The sequence below is a fragment of the Zoogloea oleivorans genome, from assembly GCF_008107625.1.
Classification (GTDB): Bacteria; Pseudomonadota; Gammaproteobacteria; order Burkholderiales; family Rhodocyclaceae; genus Zoogloea; species Zoogloea oleivorans.
Genome location: NZ_SDKK01000001.1, coordinates 247,070 through 273,306, shown reverse-complemented (window position 1 = coordinate 273,306; position 26,237 = coordinate 247,070). Strand labels below are relative to the sequence as shown.

General features: G+C 63.8%; 20 protein-coding genes and 1 riboswitch. Of the genes, 16 read left to right on the top strand and 4 right to left on the bottom strand.

The genetic code is table 11. From position 1 onward, the window contains the following. The first annotated feature begins 22 nt into the window (after positions 1-22). The 10 genes from ETQ85_RS01235 (at position 23) to ETQ85_RS01190 (ending at position 11,078) form a co-directional block, all read left to right on the top strand. The gene (locus tag ETQ85_RS01235) at positions 23-898 is read left to right on the top strand and encodes a branched-chain amino acid ABC transporter permease (RefSeq protein ID WP_148577295.1); all 876 of its coding nucleotides are present in this window, start codon (positions 23-25) and stop codon (positions 896-898) included. A gap of 2 nt (positions 899-900) precedes the next feature. Beyond that, positions 901-1,833, top strand: a complete 933-nt coding sequence (locus ETQ85_RS01230; protein ID WP_148577294.1) for a branched-chain amino acid ABC transporter permease — start codon at positions 901-903, stop codon at positions 1,831-1,833. A gap of 2 nt (positions 1,834-1,835) precedes the next feature. Next, positions 1,836-2,597: an ABC transporter ATP-binding protein gene (locus ETQ85_RS01225; RefSeq protein ID WP_148577293.1), complete on the top strand. Its 762-nt coding sequence runs from the start codon at positions 1,836-1,838 to the stop codon at positions 2,595-2,597. Between the two features lie 17 nt (positions 2,598-2,614). Continuing rightward, positions 2,615-3,925 (top strand): ATP-binding cassette domain-containing protein, encoded by a 1,311-nt coding sequence (locus ETQ85_RS27340; protein WP_148577292.1) that lies wholly within the window; start codon positions 2,615-2,617, stop codon positions 3,923-3,925. Positions 3,926-4,372: 447 nt separating this feature from the next. Further along, a complete protein-coding gene (gene nirB / locus ETQ85_RS01215) occupies positions 4,373-6,910 on the top strand; it encodes a nitrite reductase large subunit NirB (protein WP_148577291.1) in 2,538 nt (845 codons plus the stop codon). 11 nt (positions 6,911-6,921) lie between these two features. Further along, entirely contained in the window at positions 6,922-7,260 is a 339-nt protein-coding gene (nirD, locus tag ETQ85_RS01210) for a nitrite reductase small subunit NirD (RefSeq protein WP_148577290.1), read from the top strand. A gap of 45 nt (positions 7,261-7,305) precedes the next feature. Next, a complete protein-coding gene (locus ETQ85_RS01205; RefSeq protein WP_148577289.1) occupies positions 7,306-8,118 on the top strand; it encodes a formate/nitrite transporter family protein in 813 nt (270 codons plus the stop codon). A gap of 30 nt (positions 8,119-8,148) precedes the next feature. Then, the gene (locus ETQ85_RS01200) at positions 8,149-9,888 is read left to right on the top strand and encodes a bifunctional protein-serine/threonine kinase/phosphatase (RefSeq protein WP_148577288.1); all 1,740 of its coding nucleotides are present in this window, start codon (positions 8,149-8,151) and stop codon (positions 9,886-9,888) included. 191 nt (positions 9,889-10,079) lie between these two features. Then, positions 10,080-10,421 carry a hypothetical protein gene (locus ETQ85_RS01195; protein WP_148577287.1) on the top strand — a complete coding sequence of 114 codons (342 nt, stop codon included), beginning with the start codon at positions 10,080-10,082 and terminating at the stop codon, positions 10,419-10,421. A 114-nt stretch (positions 10,422-10,535) separates the two neighbouring features. Beyond that, entirely contained in the window at positions 10,536-11,078 is a 543-nt protein-coding gene (locus ETQ85_RS01190; protein ID WP_148577286.1) for a flavin reductase family protein, read from the top strand. Here ETQ85_RS01190 and ETQ85_RS01185 read toward each other — a convergent pair. The 4 genes from ETQ85_RS01185 to ETQ85_RS01170 form a co-directional block, all read right to left on the bottom strand. Further along, positions 11,075-12,370: a sensor domain-containing diguanylate cyclase gene (locus tag ETQ85_RS01185; protein ID WP_148577285.1), complete on the bottom strand. Its 1,296-nt coding sequence runs from the start codon at positions 12,368-12,370 to the stop codon at positions 11,075-11,077. The two genes, ETQ85_RS01190 and ETQ85_RS01185, sit on opposite strands and share 4 nt — an antisense overlap. Before the next feature lie 119 nt (positions 12,371-12,489). Further along, a complete protein-coding gene (locus ETQ85_RS01180) occupies positions 12,490-13,503 on the bottom strand; it encodes a dihydroorotate dehydrogenase-like protein (protein WP_148577284.1) in 1,014 nt (337 codons plus the stop codon). Then, the gene (nifJ, locus tag ETQ85_RS01175) at positions 13,500-17,081 is read right to left on the bottom strand and encodes a pyruvate:ferredoxin (flavodoxin) oxidoreductase (protein ID WP_148577283.1); all 3,582 of its coding nucleotides are present in this window, start codon (positions 17,079-17,081) and stop codon (positions 13,500-13,502) included. Before nifJ ends, ETQ85_RS01180 begins: the two co-directional genes overlap by 4 nt. A 397-nt stretch (positions 17,082-17,478) precedes the next feature. Further along, positions 17,479-18,279, bottom strand: coding sequence for a J domain-containing protein (locus ETQ85_RS01170; RefSeq protein WP_148577282.1), 801 nt, complete (start codon positions 18,277-18,279; stop codon positions 17,479-17,481). Positions 18,280-18,426: 147 nt separating this feature from the next. Here ETQ85_RS01170 and ETQ85_RS01165 point away from each other — a divergent pair, with 147 nt between their 5' ends. The 6 genes from ETQ85_RS01165 to ETQ85_RS26055 all read left to right on the top strand — a co-directional run. Beyond that, on the top strand, positions 18,427-18,933 hold the full coding sequence (locus tag ETQ85_RS01165; RefSeq protein WP_148577281.1) for a flavodoxin family protein: 507 nt from the start codon (positions 18,427-18,429) through the stop codon (positions 18,931-18,933). Positions 18,934-19,017: 84 nt separating this feature from the next. Next, a riboswitch (cyclic di-GMP riboswitch) is annotated at positions 19,018-19,102 on the top strand. Between the two features lie 248 nt (positions 19,103-19,350). Continuing rightward, positions 19,351-20,076 carry a hypothetical protein gene (locus tag ETQ85_RS01160; protein ID WP_148577280.1) on the top strand — a complete coding sequence of 242 codons (726 nt, stop codon included), beginning with the start codon at positions 19,351-19,353 and terminating at the stop codon, positions 20,074-20,076. A 73-nt stretch (positions 20,077-20,149) separates the two neighbouring features. Beyond that, positions 20,150-21,523, top strand: coding sequence for a caspase family protein (locus ETQ85_RS01155; RefSeq protein WP_148577279.1), 1,374 nt, complete (start codon positions 20,150-20,152; stop codon positions 21,521-21,523). Positions 21,524-21,574: 51 nt separating this feature from the next. Beyond that, on the top strand, positions 21,575-22,438 hold the full coding sequence (locus ETQ85_RS01150) for a DUF4384 domain-containing protein (protein ID WP_148577278.1): 864 nt from the start codon (positions 21,575-21,577) through the stop codon (positions 22,436-22,438). Between the two features lie 19 nt (positions 22,439-22,457). Continuing rightward, on the top strand, positions 22,458-25,469 hold the full coding sequence (locus ETQ85_RS01145) for a tubulin-like doman-containing protein (protein WP_148577277.1): 3,012 nt from the start codon (positions 22,458-22,460) through the stop codon (positions 25,467-25,469). 60 nt (positions 25,470-25,529) lie between these two features. Continuing rightward, positions 25,530-26,237: tetratricopeptide repeat protein (locus tag ETQ85_RS26055; RefSeq protein WP_187394539.1), on the top strand; the 708-nt coding region annotated here is incomplete at its 3' end.

Genomic DNA, 26,237 nt, shown 5'->3' with positions numbered 1-26,237 from the left:
ACCCGTCTGGAAGGGGAGCGTAATGCTTGCCCAATTCCTCCAGTTCCTCTTCTCGGGAGCCACCGTCGGCGCCACCTACGCCCTCGCCGCCCTCGGCTTCACCCTGATCTACAACGCCAGCAACGTGATCAACTTCGCGCAGGGCGAATTCATCATGCTGGGCGGCATGCTGGCAGTGTTCTTCACCCAGTCCGGCCTGCCCCTGCCGGTGGCTCTGGTGCTCGCCACGCTGATTCCGGCCATCGTCGGCATCGTGGTTGAAAAGCTGGCCATCGAGCCGGTGAAGGGCGCCGAAACGGTCACCCTCATCATCATCACCATCGGCACTTCGCTGGTGATCCGCGGCCTCACCGCCGTCTTTCTGGGCAAGGGCACGCACAGCCTGCCGGCCTTCTCCGGCGACACCCCGATCGAAATCCTCGGCGCCACCCTGATGCCCCAGAGCCTGTGGGTGCTTGGCGTGACCGCCGTGGTGGTGGTGGTGCTGTGGTACTTCTTCAACCGCACCCTGACCGGCAAGGCCATGCTGGCCACCTCCTACAACAGCCTGGCGGCAGAACTGGTCGGTATCAACACCAGCAAGGTGCTGTTCATGAGCTTCGCCATGTCGGCGGCGCTGGGCGCTGTCGGCGGCATCCTCGTCACCCCGATCACCCTCACCTCCTACGACGTGGGCATCATGCTTGGCCTCAAGGGCTTCGTGGCGGCGGTGGTCGGCGGGCTTGGCAACGGCCTCGGCGCCGTCATCGGCGGCCTGCTGGTGGGCATTCTCGAATCCTTCGGCGCCGGCTACCTGTCGTCGGCTTACAAGGACGCGATTCCCTTCGTGCTGATCCTCTTCATCCTCTTCTTCATGCCCCGCGGCCTGTTCGGCGCCCGGGTCACCGACCGGGTGTAACCATGCAGAAACGCGCCTACTTCGGGCTCTACATCGTCATCGCGGTACTCGCCGTGCTGCCGCTGGTAGTGCCCAACAGCTTCTATCTCGACCTGGCCATCCGCATGGCCATCAACGCGGTGATCGTCCTCGGCCTCAACCTGCTGATCGGCTTTGCCGGCCAGATCAGTCTCGGCCATGCCGGCTTCCTGGGCATCGGAGCCTACGCCTCGGCCGTGCTGCCCACCCATTTCGGCTGGCATCCGCTGCTGGCGATGGGCGCCGGCGCTGCCGTCACCGGCCTGCTGGCGGCCGTGCTGGCGCGCCCGATCTTCAAACTCAAAGGCCAATACCTGGCCATGGCCACCCTCGGCCTGGGCATCATCATCAACATCGCCATCCGCAACGAGGCCACCTGGACCGGCGGCCCCGACGGCATGCCGGTGCCGGCAATGGGCCTCATGGGCTTCGAGCTGACCAGCGACAAGCACTGGTACTGGGTCGTCGCGCTGATGCTGTCGGTCAGCGTGTGGGCCTCCATCAACCTCATCGACTCGCCCTTCGGCCGCGCCCTGCGCGCCTTGCACGGCTCGGAAGTCGCCTCGCAGGTGGTGGGGGTGGACGTGGTCCGCTACAAGGTCGCCATCTTCGTCATGTCGGCGGTGTTTGCGAGCCTGATGGGCAGCGTCACCGCCCATTACGTGGGCTTCGTCACCCCCAACCTGGCCGACTTCTTCCACTCGATTGAGCTGGTGACGATGGTGGTGATTGGCGGCATGGCCTCGGTGTATGGCTCCCTGATCGGCGCGGTGCTCCTCACCGCCCTGCCCCAGGCCCTGGCCACCTTCGAAGGCTGGGAAACCGTCGCTTTCGGCATGATCCTCATGGTGTGCATGATCTTCATGCCCAAGGGCCTGGTTCCGACTCTGGCCGCCAAATTCGGAAAGGGAGACTGAGCATGGCGCTCCTCGACGTAAACAAACTCTCCATCCACTTCGGCGGCGTCAAGGCCGTGCAGGAAGTGAGCTTCAGCATCGACGCCGGCATTGTGTATGCGGTGATCGGCCCCAACGGCGCCGGCAAAACCACCCTGTTCAACCTGATCACGGGGGTTTACAAGCCGACCAGCGGGGAGATCCGTCTAGATGGCGAATCCATCGGCGGCAAGTCGCCCAATGAACTGGCCGTGCGCGGCGTGGCCCGCACCTTCCAGAACCTGCAGATCTGCATGAACATGAGCGCCATCGAGAACGTGATGGTGGGCGCCCACCTGCGACTCGACCGCAACCTGCTCAAAGCCGCCCTGCGCCTGCCCACGCTGACCCGCCGCGACGCCGAAATGCGTGTCGAAGCGGCCGAGCTGATGCGCTTCGTCGGCCTCGAAAAGTACATCGAAGCCCGCGCCGACTCCATGCCCTACGGTGCCCTCAAGCGCCTCGAAATCGCCCGCGCGCTGGCCATGAAGCCGCGCCTGATCTTTCTCGACGAACCGGCCGCCGGCCTCAACCCGAAGGAAACCATCGAGGTGGATGAACTCATCCGCAAGGTGGCCGACTCGGGCATCACCGTGGTGCTCGTCGAGCACGACATGAAGATGGTGATGAACCTCTCCGACCGCATCCTCGTACTCGACTACGGCAAGAAACTGGCCGAAGGCACGGGCGAGGAAGTTCGCAGGAATCCCGACGTGATCGCCGCCTATCTGGGCGCCCACGCCTGAAGCCCGAGGATAAAAAGATGGAAGCACTGCGCATCATCAAGGACGAGCACCGCAACCTGTGGCGCCTGGCCATCACCCTCGACCAGGTCATCGGCGAGATGGAACAGGACCAGAAGGCCGACCCGGCCTTCATCGGCTCCGTGCTCGATTACTTCGAGCACTTCATGGATGGCTGCCACCACAAGAAGGAAGACGAGTACCTGTTCCGCATCCTGCGCCAGCGCAGCGACAAGGCCGGGCCGCTCCTCGACCGCCTGCAGGCCGAACACCGCAACGGGCCGCAGAACCTCGCAGCCCTGCGCCGGCAACTGGCCGATACCGCCGCCGGCCGCAGCAGCGTGAATGAACTGGCGGAAGCCCTGCGCCTCTACCTCAACGACCAGAAAGCGCACATCCGCAGCGAAGAGAAGGACATCTACCCGCTGGCCAGCGAAGTGCTCACCGCCGCCGACTGGGCCGAGATCGACCAAGCCTTCCTGGATAACGACGATCCGGTCTTTGGCAGCGCTGCACGGGCCGAATTCCGCGAGCTGTTCCACAAGGTTGCCAGTCTGGCGCCGGTGTCGGTCGGACTCGGCGGCCAGAGCGCCGGCGAACTGCAACCCGCCAGCGGCAAGGCCGAAGTGCTGCTCAGCGTCAGCGGCCTGGAAAGCTGCTACGGACGCATCAAGGCGCTCAAAGGCATCTCCCTCGAAGTGCGACGCGGCGAAACGGTAGCCCTGGTCGGTGCCAACGGTGCCGGCAAGACGACCTTCCTGCGCACCCTGTCGGGCGTGCAGCCGATGTCGGCCGGCAAGATCACTTTCGACGGCGAAGACATCTCGAAGCTGCGCTCCGACATGCGCATGCGCCGCGGCATCTGCCAGTCGCCGGAAGGCCGCCAGGTCTTCGGACCGCTGTCGATCGAGGACAACCTGCGCCTGGGTGCCTATACGCAGCCCAAGCAGCAGGTGGAAGGCGATCTGGAAAAGATCTTCGCCATGTTCCCGATCCTGAAAGAGAAGCGGAAGCTCCCCGCCGGCACCCTCTCCGGCGGTCAGCAGCAAATGCTCGCCATCGGTCGCGCGCTGATGGGCCGCCCCAAGATGTTGCTGCTCGACGAACCGTCGATGGGCCTCGCCCCGCTGCTCGTCGAAGAAGTCTTCAACGTGGTGAAGACCTTGAAGGCCCAGGGCATGACCATCCTGCTGGTCGAACAGAACGCCTTCTCGGCCCTTGCCATCGCCGATCGGGGCTATGTGCTGGAAACCGGCAACATCACCCTCACCGGCAGTGGCCGGGAGCTGATCGAGGACGAACAGGTCCGCGCCGCCTACCTGGGCATGTAAGCACGCAGGTCGTAAAGCCGCAGGCGCGCGTCGTTCCAGACGCCTCCTGCGGCTTTTCGCGTTTTACCGCCTCACTATCCCCGAGCCTCGCTCCCGCAAGGCGTCCATGCGCCATTGTGGACACCACCACGCACCAACTTGGCGCCTCCGGCGTCCCGCCACGGCGACCACCCCCCTGAAGAACCCCGAATTACGGGGAAAACGACCCGGCACGATACCTGCTATACAGTTCTTGCCCGCAGGCAGTGTCGCCGCGGGTCTTGTTGCCTCCGCCAACGACGGCGGAACCCGAGTCAATCGAGTGCGCATGCACACGTCACCTCGTTGTTCCAACCCGACTTCGATCCGCGTTTCGCGGGGGCCCTGATGTCTGCGCCACTCACACCGTGAGACCTGGCACAGAGATCCTGCATGGTCCCCAGAGAGCCCGGACATGCAGGATTAATCATGAAAATCATTGTTGTCGGCCACGGTATGGTGGGCCACAAGTTCCTCGAAGAACTTCACCAACTGGCATCTGTTCCTACCGAAGTCACCGTGCTGTGCGAGGAGCCTCGCGCCGCCTACGACCGGGTCCATCTGTCCGAATTCTTCGCCGGCAAGACGGCCGACGAGCTGTCCGTCGTCGAGCCGGGTTTCTTTGAGAAGAGCGGCTTCTCGCTGCGCCTCAAGACCCCGGCCGCAACCATCGACCGCCGCAAGAAGACCGTCACCACCGCCGATGGCGAAGTGCTGGCCTACGACAAGCTGGTGCTGGCCACCGGCTCCGTGCCCTTCGTGCCGCCCGTCAAGGGCAACGATCGCCCCGACTGCTTCGTCTATCGCACCATCGAAGACCTGGAGGCCATGACCGAATGCGGCGCCCGCTCCACCAGCGGCGTGGTTGTCGGTGGCGGCCTGCTTGGCCTGGAATGCGCCAAGGCCCTGCGCGACCTCGGCCTCGAAACCCACGTGGTCGAATTCGCCCCGCGCCTGATGACGGTGCAGGTGGACGAAGACGGCGGCCGCGTGCTGCGCAGCAAGATCGAGGAACTCGGCCTGCACGTGCATACCAGCCGCAACACGGTGGAGATCACCAACGGCACCCGCGCCCGCCATCGCATGGTCTTCAACGACGGCAGCCACCTCGAAACCGACATGATCGTGTTTTCGGCCGGCATCCGCCCCCGCGACGAACTGGCCCGCCAGAACGCGCTGGCAGTCGGCCCCCGCGGCGGCATCGCGGTGGATGACCACCTGCGCACCAGCGATCACGACATCTACGCCATTGGCGAGTGTGCCGCCTGGAAGGAACAGCTCTTCGGCCTGGTTGCCCCCGGCTACGACATGGCCCGCGTGGTGGCCCGCCACATCACCGGCCAGAAGGACGCCAGCTTTGCCGGCGCCGACATGAGCACCAAGCTCAAGCTGATGGGTGTGGACGTGGCCAGCATCGGCGACGCCCAGAGCAAGACCCCCAACTGCCGCAGCTACCGCTACACCGACGAGCGCAAGCAGATCTACAAGAAGATCGTGGTCAGCGAAGACGGCAAGCGCCTGCTCGGCGCCGTGCTGGTGGGCAACGCCGACGAATACGGCACCCTACTGCAGATGGCCCTCAACGGCATCGCGCCGCCGGAAGATCCGGAATTCCTGATCCTCCCGTCCAGCGACGGCAAGGCCAAGCCCGGCCTGGGCGTCGATGCGCTGCCCGACAGCGCCCAGATCTGCTCGTGCAACAACGTCAGCAAGGGCCAGATCTGCGCAGCGGTGGCCGACGGTGCCACCACCATCGGCGACATGAAGGCCTGCACCAAGGCCGGCGCCACCTGTGGCGGCTGCGTGCCGCTGGTCACCCAGGTCATGAAGGCCGAGATGGCCCGCCTCGGCATGGCGGTGAACAACCACCTGTGCGAGCACTTCCCGTACTCCCGCCAGGAACTCTTCCACCTCATCAAGGTGGGCGAAATCAAGACCTTCGACGAACTGCTGGAAAAGCACGGCAAGGGCCTCGGCTGCGACATCTGCAAGCCCACCGCCGCCAGCATCTTCGCCTCGTGCTGGAACGAGTTCGTGCTCAAGAAAGACCTCGCCGGCCTGCAGGACAGCAACGACTACTACCTGGGCAACATCCAGAAGGATGGCACCTACTCGGTGGTCCCGCGCATGCCCGGCGGCGAAGTCACCCCCGACGGCCTCATCGCCGTCGGCCAGGTCGCCAAGAAATACGGCCTCTACACCAAGGTTACCGGCGGCCAGCGGGTCGACCTCTTCGGTGCCCGCGTCGAACAACTGCCCTTCATCTGGGACGAACTGATCAGCGCCGGCTTCGAATCCGGCCACGCCTACGGCAAATCCCTGCGCACCGTAAAGAGCTGCGTCGGCTCCACCTGGTGCCGCTACGGCGTGGGTGACAGCGTGGGCTTCGCGGTGGATCTGGAGAACCGGTACAAAGGCCTGCGCGCCCCCCACAAGATCAAGTTCGGCGTATCCGGCTGCACCCGCGAATGCGCCGAAGCCCAGGGCAAGGACGTGGGCATCATCGCCACCGAAAAGGGCTGGAACCTCTACGTGTGCGGCAACGGCGGCATGAAACCCCGCCACGCCGAATTGCTGGCCGCCGACCTGACCCAGGCGCAACTCGTCCAGCTGGTGGACCGCTTCCTGATGTTCTACGTGCGCACCGCCGATCGTCTGCAGCGCACCAGCACCTGGCGCGACAACCTCGAAGGCGGCCTCGACTACCTGAAGGATGTCGTGGTGAACGACAGCCTCGGCCTCGCCGCCGAACTCGAAGGCCAGATGCAGCACGTGGTGGACACCTACCAGTGCGAGTGGAAGACCGCCGTCACCAACCCCGAGGTGCGCCAGCGCTTCCGCTCCTTCGTCAATAGCGACAAGGCCGACGAGCACATCATCTTCGTGGAGGAACGCGGCCAGATTCGCCCGGCCCGCCCCGACGAACGTGCCGCCGACGAATCCGCCACCCGCGCCATACCTGCCTGAGGACGCCCCCCATGAGCACCGCAACCCTTCAATGGAACGCCGTCTGCACGGTCAAGGACATCCTGCCCAATACCGGCGTGTGTGCCCTGCTGGAGGGCCGCCACGTGGCGGTCTTCCGCGTCGGTGAAACGCAGTTCTTCGCCATCGACAACGTGGACCCCAAGTCCGGCGCCAGCGTCCTGTCCCGGGGCCTGGTGGGTAACCTGGGCACGCACATCGTTGTCGCCTCGCCCCTCTACAAGAACCATTTTGACCTGGCCACCGGCGAATGCCTGGAGGCTCCCGAGCATTCGGTGCGCGCCCACACGGTGCGCATCGAGGACGGCCGCGTACTGGTCGCCCTGGGCTAAGGCCCGCCTGCTCCGCGCTATCAACTGAATTACACAGGAAACCCCATGGCCTATCTTGCCCCTGCCGAGTTCGTCACCAAAATGGTGGACGCCGGTGAATCCAAGCTGTTGATGTCCACCCGCGACACCCTGATCCGCTCCTACATGGCCGGTGCCATCCTGGCCCTGGCCGCCGCCTTCGCGGTCAGCGTCAACGTCAATACCGGCAACCCGCTGATCGGCGCCCTGCTCTTCCCGGTGGGCTTCTGCATGCTCTACCTGCTGGGCTTCGACCTCTTGACCGGCGTGTTCACGCTGGCCCCGCTGGCCGTCTTCGACAAGCGCCCCGGCGCCACCTGGAGCGGCGTGATGCGCAACTGGAGCCTGGTGTTCACCGGCAACTTTGCCGGTGCGCTCACCGTGGCGGTCTTCATGGCCATCATCTTCACCAGCGGCTTCACCGAAGCCCCCAACGCCATCGGCCAGAAGATCGGCCACATCGGTGAAGGCCGCACCGTCGGTTACGCCGCCCACGGGGCCGGCGGCATGCTGACGCTGTTCGTGCGCGCCGTGATGTGCAACTGGATGGTGTCCACTGGCGTGGTCGCCGCCATGATGTCCACCAGCGTCTCCGGCAAAGTCATCGCCATGTGGATGCCCATCCTGGTGTTCTTCTACATGGGCTTCGAGCACAGCATCGTCAACATGTACCTGTTCCCGTCGGGCCTCATGCTGGGTGGCAACTTCACCTTCATGGACTACCTGATCTGGAACGAGATCCCCACCGTGCTGGGCAACCTGGTGGGCGGTCTGACCTTCGTCGGCGCCACCCTGTACTCCACCCACTACAAGACGGCTCCCAAGCGCCGCCTCGCCTGAACCTGAACGCCAGCCGGGGGCCGCGCATCCATGTCCAAGACCTTGCGCGTCACCCTCGGCCAGGCGTCCCTGGCCGGCACGCACGCCACCAACCAGGATTTTCACGGAGCCCTGCTGCCTCGCGGGCACCAGCTCGCCAGCAAGGGCATCGCCCTGGCCCTGGCCGACGGCATCAGCTCCAGCCAGGTCAGCCAGCTGGCCAGCCAGACCGCCGTCCGCTCCTTTCTCGAAGACTATTACGCCACCTCCGAAGCCTGGTCGGTGCGCCGCGCCGCCGAACGGGTGCTCAGCGCCACCAACGCCTGGCTGCATGCCCAGACCATGGGCAGCGACGGACGCTTCGAGAAAGACCGCGGTTATGTGTGCACCTTCAGCGCCCTCATTCTCAAGGGCCGCGACCTGCACCTGATCCATGTGGGCGATTCACGCATCTACCGCCTTCATCCCCAGGCCCTCGAACAGCTCACCGAAGACCACCGGGTACGCCTGTCCTCCATAGAATCCTACCTGGGCCGCGCCCTGGGGGCCGGCCCCTATGTAGAGATCGACTACCGCGGCTGGGAAGCCGAAGCGGGCGAGATCTACCTGCTCGCCACCGACGGTGCCTACGGCCATCTCCACGCCGAGGACATCCACGCCGCCCTGCGCGAACATCCTGCCGACCTCGACGCCGCCGCCAGCGATCTGGTGAGCCTGGCCCGCCGCCGCGGCTCCGACGACGACGCCACCCTGCAACTCCTGCGCATCGACGAACTACCCGCCAGCGACGCGCCCCATCCCCAACTGCGCCGCGAAGGGCTGAGCCTGCCGCCCACCCTGGCCCCGCGCATGGAATTCGAGGGCTTCACCATCCTGCGCGAAATGCAGGTGAGCGCCCGCAGCCACCTGCACCTGGCCGTCGACAACAACAGCGGACAGCAATACGTCATCAAGACCCCCTCGGTGGACCTGAGTCAGGACGCCGACTACCTGGACCGCTTCGTCCTCGAAGAATGGATCGCCCGCCGCATCGACAGCCCCCACGTCATCAAGACCTGGCCCTCCGATCGGCCGCGCACGCACCTCTTCGTGGCGATGGAATTCATCGATGGTCAAACCCTGGCCCAATGGATGCGGGACAACCCCCACCCGGGCCTGGACAGCGCACGCAGCATCATTGAACAACTCGCCCAGGGCCTCCAGGCCCTCCACCGGCGCGAAATGCTGCACCAGGACTTGCGCCCCGAAAACGTCATGATCGACCACCAGGGAACGGTCAAGCTCATCGACCTGGCCACCGCCCACGTGGAAGGGCTGGCCGAATACCACCGCGACGCCCTCGTCAGCGCCGCCGTCCCCGGCACCCTCCAGTACACCGCCCCCGAATACCTGCTTGGCGAAGGTGGCAGCCCGCGCAGCGAGCTTTTCGCACTGGCCGCCATCACCTACCAGATGCTCTCCGGGCAACTCCCCTACGGCCTCAATGCCGCCAGAGTCCGCACCCCGCAAGACCTGCGCAGCCTGCGCTACGTCCCCCTCCGCCACCACCGCCCCGACCTGCCCGCCTGGGTCGATGCCGTCCTCGCCAAGGCCCTCCATCCCAACCCGGCCAAACGACAGGAAGTCATCTCCGAATTCATCCACGACCTCAAGGCCCCCGGCGCCCAGTTCCACCAGCAGCGCACCACCCCGCTGATCGAACGCAACCCCGTCCTGTTCTGGAAGTGCTCAACCGCCCTCCTCACCCTGGCCGTCCTCACCCTCCTCGCCCTGCGCATACTCGAACACTGAAGCAGCCCACCGGGCTTCAGCATCACGCGACATCAGGCAAGACGACGGGACAAATTCAGTTCAAGCAAGCGCTGCAGTCACAAAGCATGGGCCGGATGTAATATCGTATCCAGCGATGACGGCTACTCCGTCAGGCGTCACAACCGCCCCCGAACAGGGCACCGCGATTCAGTCAGGGAGAGGGCAAAACCATGGATGCAGAACTGCGACTGTTGTTCAAGGATGTATTGGATAGCTCCTTGGACATCCAGGACAAGAAGATCTTGATGAACGAACTCCGCAAGAGCGCGCCACCTGACGAAAATCGATGGAACTTCCGGATTGTTGTTTGGACGCTCGCCATCGTAGCCATTTCAATTCCAGGCTACGTGCTGTGGACCACGTCCATTGGGCTTGGCGGTAGCGCCGGAATCCCAAGGGAAATCAAGATTCCTGAAGGACTGCTGTCACTTGGGTCAACTGCAATCGGGGCCCTCGCTGCGTTCCTGACGTCCCAGCGCCGCAAGGATGAGCCCCTGAAAAATCAGGAGTGAGTACCGCAGAAACCAAGCCATGACCAAACGAATCCCGTTCAGTCCCGGCTCAGCACACCGCCTTGAACCAGACATCAAGCGCTCAATCCCGGCATGACTCTCGGAGGTGCTCCCATGCATGAGCTGGAACTGAGCAAGGCATTTACCCTGATTGAGCCAGGGCCGGTGGTGCTCGTGACAACCCATGACGGGAAGCACGACAACATCATGACGATATCCTGGACCATGGTGATGGATTTCACGCCGGTATTTGCCATCACCACGGGGGAATGGAATCACTCCTTCGCGGCCTTGCAAAAGAATCGGGAGTGCGTCATTGCCATTCCCACCGTCGACCTGCTGGACAAGGTGGTTGGCATCGGGACGTGCTCCGGGGCGGACACCGACAAGTTTGCCAGGTTCGCACTGACGCCCGTGCAGGCCAGGCTCGTCAGGCCACCCTTGATCAAGGAATGCCTCGCCAACATTGAGTGCAAGGTCATCGACATTGTCGAAAAGCACAACATTGTTGTGTTGGAGGGGGTTGCCGCCTACATCGATAGCGCACGCCAGGAGACGCGCACGGTGCACGCGGTGGGTGACGGAACATTCATTGTCGACGGGCGCAAGATTGACCGGAAGAAGATGATGGCCTCCAGGCTCCCACCGGGCATTTAGCGCTGATCGGCCAGTGCCACCCGGTTGCGACCGCCCTGCTTGGCCTTGTAGAGGGCGGCATCGGCGCCCTCCAGGAGTGACGGGATATCCATCGAGAGTCCTGCGGCCGAGGCAACGCCCACGCTGATGGTGACCGGCGGGACATGGCTGGCGAGTTCGCGCATCACAGCCAGGCGCAGTTTCTCGGCGACCAGCCCCATGGGTTCGATGCCGGTATTGGGGGCGATCACGATGAATTCCTCGCCGCCCCAGCGGCACACCAGGTCCGAGCCACGTACTCCGTCTTTCACCACCTGCCCCACCCGCTGGATCACCTTGTCACCGACGAGATGCCCGCGCAGATCGTTGATGGCCTTGAAGTTGTCGATGTCGATGAAGGCCAGTCCGAGGGGCAGGCCAAGCCGCTGGCACAACTCGACCTGCGCCTTCAGGAAGTCGGTTCCCTGACGGCGATTGGCCAGGCCGGTCAGCATGTCGCTGGAGGCCAGTTCCTGCAGTTGTAGTTCCAGCGTCTTGCGCGCGCTGATGTCCTGCACCATGCCGACCACCCGCCGGGGCTGGCCATCGGCGTCGTGATCGCAGACGCGTCCCCGGTCATGCACCCACAGGTAATGGCCGTCGCGGTTGCGGATGCGGTACTCGGCTTCGTAACGGAAGCATTTGCCCTGCATATGCGCTTGCAGCGCGGCCATGACCCGCTGGACATCCTCGGGGTGCACATTGTGGCTCCAGGTTTCGAGTACCGGCGCCATCTCGTCCGGGCCGTAGCCCAGCATGCGCTTCAATTGCGGGCTGAAAAACAGCGCCCCGGTCGACACTTCCCAGTCCCACAGGCCGTCGCAGGCTTCGTTCAGGGCAAACCAGAGCTGCTTCTCCCGCCACTGGGCATCAGCCTCCTGCGCCACGCGCCGGGTGATGTCGCGGGCTACCGACAGGAAGTACTCGCGTCCGTCGAGCGTGAAGTGGGTGGTGTTCACTTCCACCTCGATCTCATGCCCTTGCTGGTGACGGTGCCGACCGATGAAGCGGAAACAATCACTGCCGCGAATGGCGCCAGCGATTTGCGCCCACTGGGGCATGCCGTGCACGTCTTTCTGCAGACTCAGCACGCTGTGGTCAAGGACATCGTCACGGCTGAGGCCCAGGGATTCCCATGCTTTTCGGTTGCCCCACACGATGCACGACGTATCAGGATCGATCAGATAGACCGCGTCCGCGAGGTGATCGAACAGGCGTTCAACGCTAGGCAGAGCGGTGCCGAGCTGGGCGGGAAGTTCTTCGGCTTCTTGCATGGGACGGACGGAGGGCTGAAAAATGACGGAGGCACAAGACCGGGCGAGTATATAAGCACTTTTGCCAGCGTGCTGCACATACCGCCCGAATCAAATGCCTGCCTTGAACAGCGCCCCGCTCAGCGCCACACGCCCGCCCGCGGCGTAAAGCTGTCGAGTACCCGGATGTAGCTCAGGCGCGCCACCGCGCTGGGGTCGCGCAGATTCTTCTGGCTCATGCTGCCCTTGAGCTGGGCAACGGAGCTGTATTCCCGTTCGATCATCCAGGCTCGCATGTCCTGCAGGATCTGCGACAGCCGGCCGGGGCCGTGTTCGAGCAGGCAGGACGCCAGATGCACCACGTCGGCCCCGGCGAGGAGCAGCTTCATCGCCTCCTCGTAACCGTGCACGCCGCCGGTTGCGGCCAGGGTCATTGTCGTGTGGCTGCGCAGAATGGCCGTCCAGCGAATGCGCAGCAGCGCTTCCTCGCGGCTCGACAGATGCAGCTGATCGACCATCTCGAGGCTGTCGAGGTCGATATCCGGCTGGAAGAAGCGGTTGAACAGGGCCACGCCGCTGGCACCGCCCGCTTCGAGGCGCTTGACGAGATTGGGCAGCGACGAGAAGAACGGCGACAGCTTCATGATAATCGGGATGCTGACCACGCTTTTGAGCTCGTGGAGCAGCGCTACGTAGCGCCCCTCGACCAGATCGCCGCTTTCCAGCGGGTCGGCAGCCACGTGGTAAACGTTGAGTTCCAGCGCGTCGGCGCCGGCATCCTGCAACTCTTTGCCCAGATCAACCCAACCGCCGGGCGTTACGCCGTTGAGGCTGGCGATGATCGGGATCGACAGACGTGCCTTGGCCTGTTGCAGATGCGCAATATAGCGGTCGAGGGAGCTCTGGTACTGCCCGTGATCCGGCAAAAAGCCGCTCGCCTCGCCGTCGTGCAGATCGGCGTGGAACAGGAAGCGGTCGGCCATCGCGTCCTCGGCGATGAGTTCTTCTTCATACAGGGAGTGCAGCACCACGGCCGCCGCCCCAGCGTCTTCGAGTTGCAGCAGGGTGTCGATGTGCTTGGACAGCGGCGAGGCCGACGGCACCAGCGGATTCTTGAGCTTGAGGCCCAGGTAGTCGGTGGACAGATCGATCATTTGAGGTCTCCCTTGGAGGCATCGGTGGGGCGCTGGGCCAGTTCCTGATAGCCCTTGAAGCGCCGGTCGGCGTCCTTCTGGGCTTCGGCAAGCAGGCGCTCGGCCGCTTCCGGATGACTGCGGGCGAGCATCGCGAAGCGGGTTTCGCTGTCCATGAAAGCCTTGATGGGCTGGCTCGGCGGGGCCGAGTCGAGCTTGAAGGGGTTGGCGCCCGCTTCTTCGAGGCGCGGATCAAAGCGGAACAGGGGCCAGTGCCCGGACTTCACCGCCAGATCCTGCTGACGCTGGTTGTAGAGCATGTCGACGCCGTGGGCGATGCACGGGCTGTAGGCCACGATCAGCGAGGGGCCGGCGTAGGCCTCGGCCTCGTGGAAGGCCTTGAGGGTGTGCACGTCCTTGGCGCCGTAGGCCACCGTGGCCACATACACGTGGCCGTAGTCGGAGGCGATACGCGCCAGATCCTTTTTGGCGGTGGCCTTGCCGCCCGCCGAGAACTTGGCGACGGCGCCCAGCGGCGTGGCCTTGGAGGTCTGCCCGCCGGTGTTGGAATACACCTCGGTGTCGAGCACCAGGATGTTCACGTCGTAGGACAGCGCCAGGATGTGGTCGAGCCCGCCGTAACCGATGTCGTAGGCCCAGCCGTCACCGCCGATGATCCACACCGAACGGCGAATCAGCCATTCGGCGAGGGAGGCCAGCTCCTTCGCCCGCGGATGGGTGCTGGCCGCCAGCGTCTGCATCAGCACGGCCACACGCTCGCGCTGGGCGCGGATGCCGGTTTCCTGACGCTGGTCGGCGACGATCAAGGCTTGCGCCAGGTCGCCGCCGATGCCGGACGCCATCTCCTTCACCAAACTCTGTGCATAGACCATCAGCTGGTCCGAGGCCAGACGCATGCCGAGACCGAACTCGGCGTTGTCTTCAAACAGGGAATTCGACCAGGCCGGCCCGCGCCCTGCCCCATTCACCGTGTAGGGCGTGGTCGGCAGGTTGGCACCGTAGATCGACGAGCAACCGGTGGCGTTGGCCACCAGCATGCGGTCGCCAAACAGCTGCGTCGCCAGCCGGATGTAGGGCGTCTCGCCGCAACCGGCACACGCCCCGGAAAACTCGAACAGCGGATCGAGCAGCATGGCGCCGGGAATGGTGCCGTGCTTGAGCAGGCTGCGATCAAACTCGGGCAGTTTGAGGAAGAAGTCGAAGTTGTCCCGCTCGGCATCGCGCAACGGGGCCACCGGCGCCATGTTCACCGCCAGCCGGCTGACATTGGACTTGTCGTGGATCGGGCAGGCTTCGACACAGTCGCCGCAACCGGTGCAATCCTCCGGCGCCACCTGGTAGCTGATGCGGGTGCCGGCCGGAAAGTCCTTGCTCTTGGCCGGCACGTGCTTGAAGGTGATCGGTGCATCGACCGCCGCCTCGGCCGGAAAGGCCCGCGCACGAATCGCCGAGTGCGGGCAGACGAACACGCACTTGCCGCACTGGGTGCACAGGTCGGCTTCCCACACCGGGATTTCCAGTGCGATGTTGCGCTTCTCATACTGCGCCGTGCCACTGGCGAAGGTGCCATCGACGGGCATCGCTGACACCGGCAGGCTGTTGCCGTCGCCCCGGTAGATGGGCAGGGTGAAGTCACGCACGAAGGCCGGCACATTGGCGGGCGTCGGCAGCGCGATGGGCGCCGCGCCTTCCTCCAGCAGCAGGCCCGGGAAGGCCACTTCATGCAGGCTGGCAAGGGTCACGTCGATGGCCTTGTGGTTCAGGTCGGCGAGGCGTTTGCTCTTCTTGCCGTAGGTCTTGTCCACCGCCTTCTTGATTGCCGCCAGCGCCTCGTCGCGCGGCAGGATGCCGGAGATGGCGAAGAAGCAAGTCTGCATGATGGTGTTGATGCGCCGCCCCATGCCCGCCGCCTGGGCCACCGCGTAGGCGTCGATCACCCACAGCTTGAGGCCGCGCGACAGGATGCCGGCACGCAGCGTGGCCGGCAGGCCGGCCCACACTTCATCCCTGGGCACCGGTGTGTTGAGCAGAAACACACCGCCCGGCGCCGCGTGGGCGAGCAGGTCGTAACGCTCGACGAACACCGTCTGGTGACAGGCCACGAAACCGGCCATGCCCTCCTCCACCAGGTAGCTGGCGCGAATCGCCCCTTCGCCAAAGCGCAGATGCGACACCGTCACCGCGCCGGACTTCTTCGAGTCGTACACGAAGTAGCCCTGCGCCTGCAGGCGGGTGGCCTCGCCGACGATCTTGATGGAGTTCTTGTTGGCCGACACCGTACCATCGGCCCCCAACCCCCAGAACACCGCGTGCTGCAGGCGGCGCGAGGCGTCGGTGCGGAAATGCGTGTCCCAGGCGAGGGACAGGTGAGTCACGTCATCAACAATGCCGACGGTGAACTGGCGCTTCGGCTTGGCGGCCTGCAGTTCGTCGAACACCGCAGCCACCATGCCCGGCGTGAATTCCTTGCTGGCCAGCCCGTAACGCCCGCCGATCACCCGCGGCATCGGGCGAATGCCGTCGGCGGCGGCTTCGGCGAAAGCGGTCACGATGTCCTTGTAGAGCGGCTCGCCGTCGGAGCCGGGCTCCTTGCAGCGGTCGAGCACGGCAATCGACTTGGCGGTGGCCGGAATCGCCGCCAGCAAAGCAGCCGGCGCCAGTGGGCGGAACAGGCGCAGCTTGAGCACGCCGACTTTCTCGCCGCGGGTAGTCAGGTGATCAACGGTTTCTTCGGCGGTCTCGGCGGCTGAACCCATCAGCACGATGACCCGCTCCGCATCCAGCGCACCGACGTAGTCGAAGAGCCGGTAGTGCCGCCCGGTAAGTTCGCCGAAGCGATCCATCGCCGCCTGCACGAGGCCCGGAAAGGCGTCGTAATACGGATTGGCGCGCTCGCGGCTCTGGAAAAACACGTCGGGGTTCTGCGCGGTGCCGCGGATCACCGGATGCTCGGGCGACAGGGCGCGGCTGCGGTGGGCGGCCACCAGCGTGTCGTCGATCATCGCGCGCACGGTTTCCGGCTCGACGGCGACGATCTTGGCGACTTCGTGCGAGGTACGGAAGCCGTCAAAAAAGTGGATCACCGGAATGCGCCCGGCCAGCGTGGCGGCCTGGGCGATCAGGGCCATGTCCTGGGCTTCCTGCACCGAGTTGCTGGCCAAGAGCGCACAGCCGGTGGCGCGGCAGGCCATCACGTCCGAGTGGTCGCCAAAGATGGAAAGCGCATGGGTGGCCAGCGCCCGCGCGGCGACGTGGAGCACGAAGGGCGTCAGCTCGCCGGCCATCTTGTAAAGGTTGGGGATGAACAGCAGCAGGCCCTGGCTGGCCGTGAAGCTGGTGCCCAGCGCACCCGAGGTGAGCGCCCCGTGCAGCGCACCGGCGGCGCCGCCTTCCGACTGCATCTCGATGATCTTGGGGACGACGCCCCACAGATTGGGCTTGCCCTGCGCCGCCCACTCGTCGGCCCATTCGCCCATGTTGGACGAGGGCGTGATCGGATAGATGGCGATCACCTCGCTGCCGAGGTAGGCCATCCGCGCGGCGGCTTCGTTGCCGTCGAGATTGAGATAGGTGCTCATGACAATTCCCTGATGGAAGGTTCGGCGTCTCGGGTGCCCCGTCTTGGCGCGGGTCATTGCAGTGCAGCAATGCCCAATAGTACGGCCGCCAAGCAGACCGGACTTTTGACATGGCGCAAAGGCAGGCATCGCCGGCCTGGCTCAGCCCGGGCTTGTCGGACTGAAGTCCGACCCACAGGAAAAGCGCATCGGTTCTGTGGGTCGGACTTGAGTCCGACTACACGCGCTCAGCCGGTCGAGTCGGACTGAAGTCCGACCCACAGGAAGGGCGTATCGGTTTTGTGGGTCGGACTTGAGTCCGACTACACGCGCTCGGCCGGTCGAGTCGGACTGAAGTCCGACCCACAGGAAGAGCGCACCGGTTTTGTGGGTCGGACTTCAGTCCGACTGCACACGTTCAGCCGCGCGAGAGAATGCGAATCTGCCGTTGCAGCACGTCACACTCCTCTTCAAGGCGCTCGCGGATTTCAGCGAACTCCGCGTCCCAATCGGCCGGATGGATGGCCTTGCGGTAAAGGGGATCGAGCTGAGCACTCTGAACAGCCAAAATCAGGTCGGCGGCATGATCCTGCAGATCCGACAAATGCCGCCGCAGCAGTTCGCACCCCGGCAACGACAGCGCATCCACCTGCAGCGTGGCGGCGCCGTCCAGCTCGCGGCAGACGGCGCGCAGCGCGGCCAGATCGCCACTGCGGTAAGCCTCCTGCAGGCGCAGGAAGAAGCCTTGGGCCGTGGCCTTGCCCGCCTCGGGAACCCGGTCCGGGTGGCAGCGCATGGCGGCGCTCCGGTAACGCTGCCGGAGTTCGGCCCGTTCATCGTCGCCCAGGGCGTCCAGCGCGGCGTTGTCGTCCGCCGCGAAGGGCTGACAGCCCTCCCACTCGGCAGCCGCTTCACGCTCGGCGTGCAGGTCTGCCTCGGCGCCGGAGCGGGCAGCCTTGAGACGCAGGAATTCGAGACGCAGGCGCAGACAGCTTTCAAACGACCCGCCGAGGGCTTCGTACTGGGCGATCTGGAAGGCCAGGATGACCTCGTCGATCACCGTCTTGCGGGCGGAAAGTTCGGCAATGCGCACATCCAGCCCGGCGATTTTCTTCCGCAGGGCTTCGACTTCCGGGTCGTCCCACGTCTGCACGCCGGACAACGCAGGCCTTTGCTCCGCGGCAGCCTGGAAGACAGCCAGAAACCGGAGAATGCTCATGGATCTTCCTTTCTGGCCGATGTTCGCCACCATAGTCGCCGCAAAAGGATTCCATTGGCAACCGTTGATGTTCATGCGGCATTTTTCCATTGACCCCTCAGCAAGTGCCCACTAGGCTCGAAACATCCCCCGCAGACACCACCGACCATGCCCGACGCCGCCCGCAAGACCCTCCTGCTGGTCTACCACTCATGGACCGGCGCCACTGAACAGATGATCCACGCCGTCGCCCGTGGCGCGGCCTGCGAGCCGGATGTGCGCGTTCGCCTGCTGCGGGCCGTCGAGGCGGGGCCGGAGGACTTGCTGACCGCCGACGGCTACGTCTTCGCCACCCCTGAAAACCTGGCGGCCATTGCCGGACTGATGAAGGACTTCTTCGACCGCAGCTATTACGCGGCACTCGATCAACTCAACGGCCGCCCCTACGCCAGCATCGTCTGCGCCGGCAGCGACGGCAGCAACGCGGCCCGCCAGATTGCCCGCATTGCCACGGGCTGGCGCCTGCGCGAAATCACCCCGCCCCTGATCGTGTGCACCCACGCCCAGACACCCGAAGAAATCCTCGCCCCCAAAAGCGTTGCCTCCACCGAGCTGACCAAGGGCGAAGAGCTTGGCGCGGCCTTCGCCACCGGCCTGGCGATCGGGGCCTTTTGATGCCGCGGGAGAGCACGCGCCAACCCCATCACAAGAACAGCCACGAAGTTACCGCTCTCGCATTGGCTTGTGATAAGGTTTGTAACAATTCAAAGGCAAACTATGGGTGACTGTAGGACGCAAAGCCACGGGCCCCTCTTTCTTATTGGCGGGCAGCCGGGTTGCAGTCAGTTTCTTATTCACCTGCATCCCGGTTCAGCGTTTCCTTTGATGAGCATAACGACTCGTCAATAAAGAAGGAGGCGCAAAATTCTTCTGCACCAGACCGCTCACGGCACCAGGCCCGCCACGCCGCTTGATGCCCATGCATTGCGGCGCCTCACTGCCTTGCCCGAATACCCGCCCGCCAGCGCCACGCCTGCAGGCCACAGCCGCGTACAGCCAATCCGCATTACGACAACCACGTACATTCGCAAAATGCACACCACTCAAAAAATTGCCGCCAAAGCCATTGCCGCCCTGCTGTGCCTGTCCACCGCAGCCCACGCACAGGAATCTGCCAATACGGAGCTGGATGCCTGCGTCAAGGAAGAACAAATCATGCTGACTGCAAAGGGCGCCGGTGCAGGTGTACTGGCCGGTCTGGGTGCAGCCCTTTTTTCCAACAACAAGAAAGACGCGCTCAAGAATGCGGCCATCGGTGCCGTGGTAGGTGGGGCTGCCGGCTTCGCAACCGCCTACTTCACGGCAGTCGATACCTGTTTCAAGAAAAACCCGGCATGGATTCCGGAATCCAAAATCGAGCGCACCAAGGCCTATGCCCAGGTCAAGAAAGACACCAAATACAAACCGACCGAAGGCATCAAGGCCCAAGCCACCAAAATTGAAATGCCAACCACCATCAAGGCAGGCGTACCGATGGATATTGTCAGCACCTTCATCGTGCTGACGCCCAACGGCGCAGAAACCCCGATCGTGATCGAGCGCAAACTGTTCGCCATTGTGGAGGGCAAGGAAACCGCCTTGACCTTTACCGGCAGGAACTCAGAAGAACGGACCGTGGAACCCGGCGAACATCAGGACACCGCCCGCCTGCCGATTCCCTCCGATGCCAAGGCCGACACCCAGTACCGCTTTGAATTCAGCGTGAGCGCAGGCGGCAAGCCTGTCTCCACCGTCAAGGAAACCGTGACCGTTCAGTAAGCCCACCACACGCCGCGGGACATGGCTCCCGCGGTCATTCCGGACTCCGCTCACATCCCGCGAAAGCAGCCCGATGCACCTCATCAAAATCCAGTTCTTGCAACGCATCCTGCTTCTGCTGAGCCCGCTGCTTCTGAGCGCCTGCGCCGCCAGCAGCCTGCATGGCTTTGAAAACGCCTACCAGGGCTACACGGTTCCCGAATCCCTGGTGGAACAGATAAAGGTCGAGTTGAAGCGTAACGGCCTCCCAGGCGCACAAATCGCCCGCGACAACGTCGGTCGCATCCGCCTGACCGGCAGCTACCGGGACGAGGACGAAGTCGACAAAGCCTTCGTCATCGTGCAGTCCATCATCGGGATCAAATCAACCTCCCCCTTCTACCCTGAAGACATCAAGGAAAAACGCTGGGAAGCCGACGCCCGACGGGCCCTGAGTCAATTCACCAAAACCAGCCGCGGCACCGCCGCCAAGTCGGAGAAGCGCGCCCTGATCGTCGGCATCAACACCTTTCGCGACGACAGGCTGACGCCGATCCTGGGCGAGGACGATGCCAGACTCGTCAAGCAGGAAGCCGAGAAGGCCGGCTACAAGACCACCACACTGCTCGGTGCGCAGGCCACCAAGGCCAACATTGAAACCGCCCTGGCACGGCTGAAACGCGAGATCGGGCCGGATGACAGCCTGCTGATCTACATCTCCAGCCATGGCAACAAGCCGATTCCGTCGCCGCGAGCCAAGGACGCACGCAAGATGTCGATCGCAGCCTATGACACCGGCGACACCGGCACGCCCGGCAACGGCACGGCCTTTCAGCTGAAGGTGCACGAGACCTCGGTGTCCGATACCAAGGTACAGGAACTGGCCCAGATCCCGACCCGGCAAACCCGCGTCATCATTGACACCTGCTACAGCGGCGAAATCCTCAAAGGCATCGCCGACGAGAGCAGCCGCTACATTCTCAAGACCAACGGCGGCGTGCCCGAACGCTCCGGCATTTCGATGCAGGCGTGGACGGGAGAGGCCTATGCCTCGAAGGCCATTTTCATGAACAACGAATCCGGGCCGGCCTCCTCTGCGCAAGCCAGGGGCAAAGACCAGCGCCCTGCCGCCGGACAACAGGCCATCGACCCGAACCGCTACACCGTCATCACGGCCACCAGCGACGGCGAACTCTCCTGGGGCCCGTCCGCCGGTGGCAGCTTCCAAAGCCCCGTATCGCCGGACAAAAAGCTCCAGGGCTCCTTCTTCACGCAGGCCTTCTTTGAATACCTGCGGCAATACAAAGGCCACCTGGAACCTGCCTTCGCCGCAGCCCAGACATTCACCTACAACAAGGTCAGCACGATTCCGCCGCCGCAAAACTGGAAAGGCCCGGTGCCCATCCAGCAACTGCCACGCCTGAATCCCCCCTTGCCCGCCGGTGACGCCAGCACACTCTACGATTGAGCCACTGACACCCCCAATCACATCCTCATCTTTTCCCGGGAGCCCGCCATTATGCGAACCACGCTGACCGCCTTATCCTTTTTCCTGCTGGCCGGCGGTGTCTGCGCCGAAGAGAGCTACAGTGCCAAATCCCTGTTTTTCGGCGAAGACGACTCCGTCATCGCCGTCTCGACCGCCGAAAAGGCCAAAGTCGCGAGCGCACCGGAAAGCATCAAGAAAGCCACCAAGACTGTCGCCCACAAAAAGCCGGCGAACATCGGCGCGAGCTATTTCATTCGCCTGAAAAGCCCCGATGGCACTTCCCGCGATGTGCTCTCCAGCCGCAAGTTCAAGACCGGCGAACGTTTCCAGCTCGGTGTGAAAGTCAATCGCCCGTCCTATATCTACATCCTCAACGAAGACCCCAGCGGCAAGATCGTCCAGCTCTATCCCCAGCCGGGGGGTGACAACTTCGTCAACGCAATGGGCGTCGTCTTTCTGCCCAGCCAGGGCTCGTTCGAATTCGATCAGCAGCCCGGCACCGAACAGTTGCTGGTCTATGTCTCGCCGACCCCCATCCAGGCGGGCATGCCGGAGCGCGTCAAAAAGATGCGTCCCGATGTCGTTTCCGTGCTGCCTGACGCGGCCCCAGCCTGCGCACCGCAGGCACTGGCCGACAACACGGCGCCGACAGACGCGGTCACTACCAACAGCGATCGCCAATACGCCTCCAAGGGCATTGCCTTTGCCGAAGAGCCGAACTGCGTCAAGGACGGCGCGAAGCCGGCCGCATCCGCCTACGCGGCGAAGGGCATCGCCTTCAGCGACGACGCGGCCCCCACCGGCACCGGTGCCCAGGTCGCCTCCTACGTCGTCAAGAAAACCAGCACCCCGGACACCGGCCTGTTCCTGAAGATCAAGCTGTCCCACCAGTAATCGCGCTAAAGAGAACCTCATGAGCAACAATCACCTGATCGTCGGCCTGGGCGGCACCGGGGGCAAAGTCATTCGCCACCTGCGCAAGACCATTGAACGCAGCAAGGACACCCAGGGCAAGAGCCCGTCCGACGCACGCTTCGAATTCCTCTACATCGATACGTCCCAGGACGAGATGGACAAAAAAGAGGAATGGAAAGTCCTCGGCAAGGAAATCGACCTGGCACGCAGCCAGTACCTCATCAATACGGCCAGCAGCGTCCGCCCGGTACTCGGTGACCCGGACTCCTTCCCCGGCCTGAAAGACTGGATCGAACCGCGCAACGTGTTCGACTTCGTCAATGCGACAACCGCTGGCGCAGCCCAGCGGCGCAAGCTCGGGCGCCTGGTATTTGCGCAAAACGCCTCACGCTTCGTCAAAGCCTTCGAAGACCGCCTGGCGGTGCTCGAATCGAGCCCCGGCGGCAAGGTCGGCGCCGTCATCCACGTGGTCTGCGGCCTGGCTGGTGGCACCGGCAGCGGCTCCATCGTCGATGCAGTCGCCCAGATCCGCCACAAATGCCCCGACCACGACCAGTACCGCATCCTGATCTACGCGATGCTGCCCGAGAAGAACTCCCGCCGCGTCAAGGACGTAGCCGGCTTTTCGACCTACTACGCCAACGGCTACGCCGCCCTCTCCGAACTCAACGCGCTGGCGGTGGGCAAGTACAAGCCGACCAACCTGCTCGACGGTTCGCGCCTCGATCACGACATCTATTTCAACGGCTGCTACCTGATCAACAACATCAACGAGCACAACATCCAGTTCGAAGTCGAATCGGAAGTGCCACGGATCGTTGGTGAGTTCATCTTCCAAAAGACGATGAACAAGGAATGGGAAGGCCTGGGTCGCGCCGAAAAGGGCGAGAACGACATCAAGAACTTCGAGAGCGAGGAAGACATCGGCAAGGCCCGCGCCAAGCTGTTCTTGTCTTTCGGCATCAAGCGCGTCGTGGTGCCCGAGCAGGAAATCAAGGAATTCCTGGCCTACGGGTTTGCCGAGCAGGCCACCCGCCAGCTGATGTACAACAACTTCCGGCAGGGCGAAGGCTATGCCGACGAATCCGTGGAGAAGGACTGGGGCTTCGAGGCCCGCAAGCCCGACACCCTGCAGTCCCTGCTGCTGACGGATGCGCACCTGACGCTGGAAACCGGCATTCTCGACGACGACGCCAAAAACGCCTCCTGGAAGCCGCCGCGCGAATACTGGAAGCAGATCGTCAGCCTTCAGGTGCCCAACATCAAGGACGACAAGACCATCGAGGAAACCGACTGGATTCCGGTGCTCAACACCCGGCTATCCAAAGTCTTCGATGACACCTATCGCACGATGGGCGGCGTCCGCAAGTTCTATGAAGTCAAGGGTAACGCCCGCCTCGAAATGGCCCGCCACATCGGACGCCACATCGAGAAAGAAATGTTTGCCCGCTGGAAGGCTGGCACCGCCTCGCTGATGCAACTGCGCCAGTTCACCGATGCGCTGATCGCCATGCTCGACGAGCGCAACCTTCTGTTGTCCGAAAAAGTCAGCAAGATGCCGACGGAGCTGCAGGCCGTCCAGCAGCGTATTGCCGAACTGTCCGCCCAGTTCAACAAGGTCGGCTTTCTTGGCAAGCACCTTACCGACAAGCGCGGCGGGCTGTTCGCCGACATCGGCACGCAGATTCAGGACCAATACATCCTGAACACCACCCACCAGGGCCTCAAGTTCGCCTGCAGCCTGCTCCCCTTCATCAAGGAACAGCTCACCGCCCTGCGTGGCGCCATCGACGAGCTGCACCAGAACCTCGCCGCCGCCACCGAGAAGGTCAACCAGGAGCGTGCCGCCCGCCTCGGCCCCTCCGACGCCGCCTACCAGAAGCGCATCTTCGACCAGAACGCCATCGGCAGCATCATGAAGGCCCTGATCGTCGATGAAGCCGCCCAGGCCGCCCGCACCCAGCGCGTTCGCCAGACCATCATCGACCTGGCCGGCACCGAGGTAGACAGTTTCGAGCAACTACGCCAGGGCATTTCGCTGGGCAGCGTGATCTCCACGCTGTCACAGGAGTCCGCGCAGATCGTCGAGCTGGCCCACGCCGAGATCGCCAAAACCCTGCCGCCGGTGCTGCACGTCAACATCGTCGAGCGCCTGCAGAAAAAATACGATGCCAACCCCAGCGGCCTCAAGGCCTTCGTCTCCGAGCTGTACGACGAAGCCGGCGCAATGCTCCTCTTCAACAAGACCGAAGTGGACCGCAGCGTCGCCAACAACGCCGGTGGCACCCGCGGGCGCGCCCAGACCATTGGCGTCTTCCTGCCCGAATGCGAGAACCAGAAGGACTTCCGCGGCAGTCTGGCAGCACTTTTCGACCAGCAGAAAGACCCGGCCTCCGACACCAAGGTGGCCACCGGTCATCTGTCCAACCAGATCGTGATCATGAAGATCGCCTCGCTGATGCCGGCGCGCTTCGTAGACTCCCTCACCGAACTCAAGCGTCACTATGACGGACTGCTCGGCGACACCAAGGAAGCGGTCCTGCTGCACGGCGAGGGTGACGGCAAGAAGCTCCCGCCCCTGTTCGCCCGCTCCACGTCCGAAGTCAACGCCCAGGCCAAGCGCAAGCCCTACCTCCTCATCGCGCGCCTGCTTGGCATGGTCAAGGAACGTCAGAACAAGACGTCCGGCCTGATGGAGTGGATCTTCAGCTACATCTCCGGCGGCCTGCCCAAAGTCGTGGTTCTGCAGGGCAAGACCTGGAGCGACATCCTGAATGGCGATCATCCTGCCGAAGTCCAGGGCGCCATCGAGAAGGAAGTCGCCAAACGGCTCGACGCGGAATACAAGCACATCGACAAGAAAATCGAACTGCGCAGCGCCTATCAGCAAATGGTTCTGGACTGCTTCAGCAACTCGGGTGAAGACGACCAGGACCCCGAGTTCCTGGCGCTCAGCGCGATGCAGAAACCCCTGCTCGAAATCCTGGGCCTCCCGCCGCAGGAAGATTAAATCCACAGCGACCAGCCGGCCCCCCGGCTTACCAGACACAGTCATACGAAGAGAGCAAAAATGGCGAAATACAAATGCCCGACCCTGGGCGATTGCGACAAGGCAAATTCCGGCGAAATTTTCGAGCGCGCCCCTGGCGAGGAACTCAAGTGCCCGGCTTGCGGCACCCTGCTGGATCCGGTGGCAACACCGGGCGGCAGTGGCGGTGGTGGCGGTGGCGGTGGCAGCAAGACGCTCCTGATCGCAGCCGGCGCAGCCGCCGTGCTGATTCTGGCAGGCGGCGGATACTACTTCACCGCCAAGCCCGCCAAGGCCCCGGAACCTCCGCCGATCACCCAGGAAGCCGCGGCTCCTGCACCAGCTCCTGCACCAGCTCCTGCACCGGCCCCCGTCGCCGCGCCGGCCACCAACTCGGGAATCCCGCCTTCCGAGGCCGAAACCCAGAAGCTGCGTGAAGAAAGTCAGGCCAAACTCGTCTCCGGCGAGGCCGCCAGCGCCGAACAGGCCGGCAGCAAGGCCGCCGCCAACGAAATGCTCAAGCTGGCCATCGCCAAGATGGCCCAGGGCAAACTCGAGGACGCCGAAAAGGATCTCCTCGAAGCCCGGGCACGTGATCCGAAACAGTCCCTGGTGTCCTACAACCTGGCGATCCTGCGCCTCAAGCAGGGCCGCAAGGACGACGCCCTCAAGGAGTTCGAAGCCAGTTTCATGGCCGGCTTCAACTACTTTGACAAGATGGATCAGGACACCGACCTCGACGCCCTGCGC

Bases quoted from the DNA above. Each gene is read 5' to 3' on its own strand.
- ETQ85_RS01235 (WP_148577295.1), top strand. From the start codon at position 23: ATGCTTGCCCAATTCCTCCAGTTCCTCTTCTCGGGAGCCACCGTCGGC.
- ETQ85_RS01230 (WP_148577294.1), top strand. From the start codon at position 901: ATGCAGAAACGCGCCTACTTCGGGCTCTACATCGTCATCGCGGTACTC.
- ETQ85_RS01225 (WP_148577293.1), top strand. From the start codon at position 1,836: ATGGCGCTCCTCGACGTAAACAAACTCTCCATCCACTTCGGCGGCGTC.
- ETQ85_RS27340 (WP_148577292.1), top strand. From the start codon at position 2,615: ATGGAAGCACTGCGCATCATCAAGGACGAGCACCGCAACCTGTGGCGC.
- nirB (WP_148577291.1), top strand. From the start codon at position 4,373: ATGAAAATCATTGTTGTCGGCCACGGTATGGTGGGCCACAAGTTCCTC.
- nirD (WP_148577290.1), top strand. From the start codon at position 6,922: ATGAGCACCGCAACCCTTCAATGGAACGCCGTCTGCACGGTCAAGGAC.
- ETQ85_RS01205 (WP_148577289.1), top strand. From the start codon at position 7,306: ATGGCCTATCTTGCCCCTGCCGAGTTCGTCACCAAAATGGTGGACGCC.
- ETQ85_RS01200 (WP_148577288.1), top strand. From the start codon at position 8,149: ATGTCCAAGACCTTGCGCGTCACCCTCGGCCAGGCGTCCCTGGCCGGC.
- ETQ85_RS01195 (WP_148577287.1), top strand. From the start codon at position 10,080: ATGGATGCAGAACTGCGACTGTTGTTCAAGGATGTATTGGATAGCTCC.
- ETQ85_RS01190 (WP_148577286.1), top strand. From the start codon at position 10,536: ATGCATGAGCTGGAACTGAGCAAGGCATTTACCCTGATTGAGCCAGGG.
- ETQ85_RS01185 (WP_148577285.1), bottom strand. From the start codon at position 12,370: ATGCAAGAAGCCGAAGAACTTCCCGCCCAGCTCGGCACCGCTCTGCCT.
- ETQ85_RS01180 (WP_148577284.1), bottom strand. From the start codon at position 13,503: ATGATCGATCTGTCCACCGACTACCTGGGCCTCAAGCTCAAGAATCCG.
- nifJ (WP_148577283.1), bottom strand. From the start codon at position 17,081: ATGAGCACCTATCTCAATCTCGACGGCAACGAAGCCGCCGCGCGGATG.
- ETQ85_RS01170 (WP_148577282.1), bottom strand. From the start codon at position 18,279: ATGAGCATTCTCCGGTTTCTGGCTGTCTTCCAGGCTGCCGCGGAGCAA.
- ETQ85_RS01165 (WP_148577281.1), top strand. From the start codon at position 18,427: ATGCCCGACGCCGCCCGCAAGACCCTCCTGCTGGTCTACCACTCATGG.
- ETQ85_RS01160 (WP_148577280.1), top strand. From the start codon at position 19,351: ATGCACACCACTCAAAAAATTGCCGCCAAAGCCATTGCCGCCCTGCTG.
- ETQ85_RS01155 (WP_148577279.1), top strand. From the start codon at position 20,150: ATGCACCTCATCAAAATCCAGTTCTTGCAACGCATCCTGCTTCTGCTG.
- ETQ85_RS01150 (WP_148577278.1), top strand. From the start codon at position 21,575: ATGCGAACCACGCTGACCGCCTTATCCTTTTTCCTGCTGGCCGGCGGT.
- ETQ85_RS01145 (WP_148577277.1), top strand. From the start codon at position 22,458: ATGAGCAACAATCACCTGATCGTCGGCCTGGGCGGCACCGGGGGCAAA.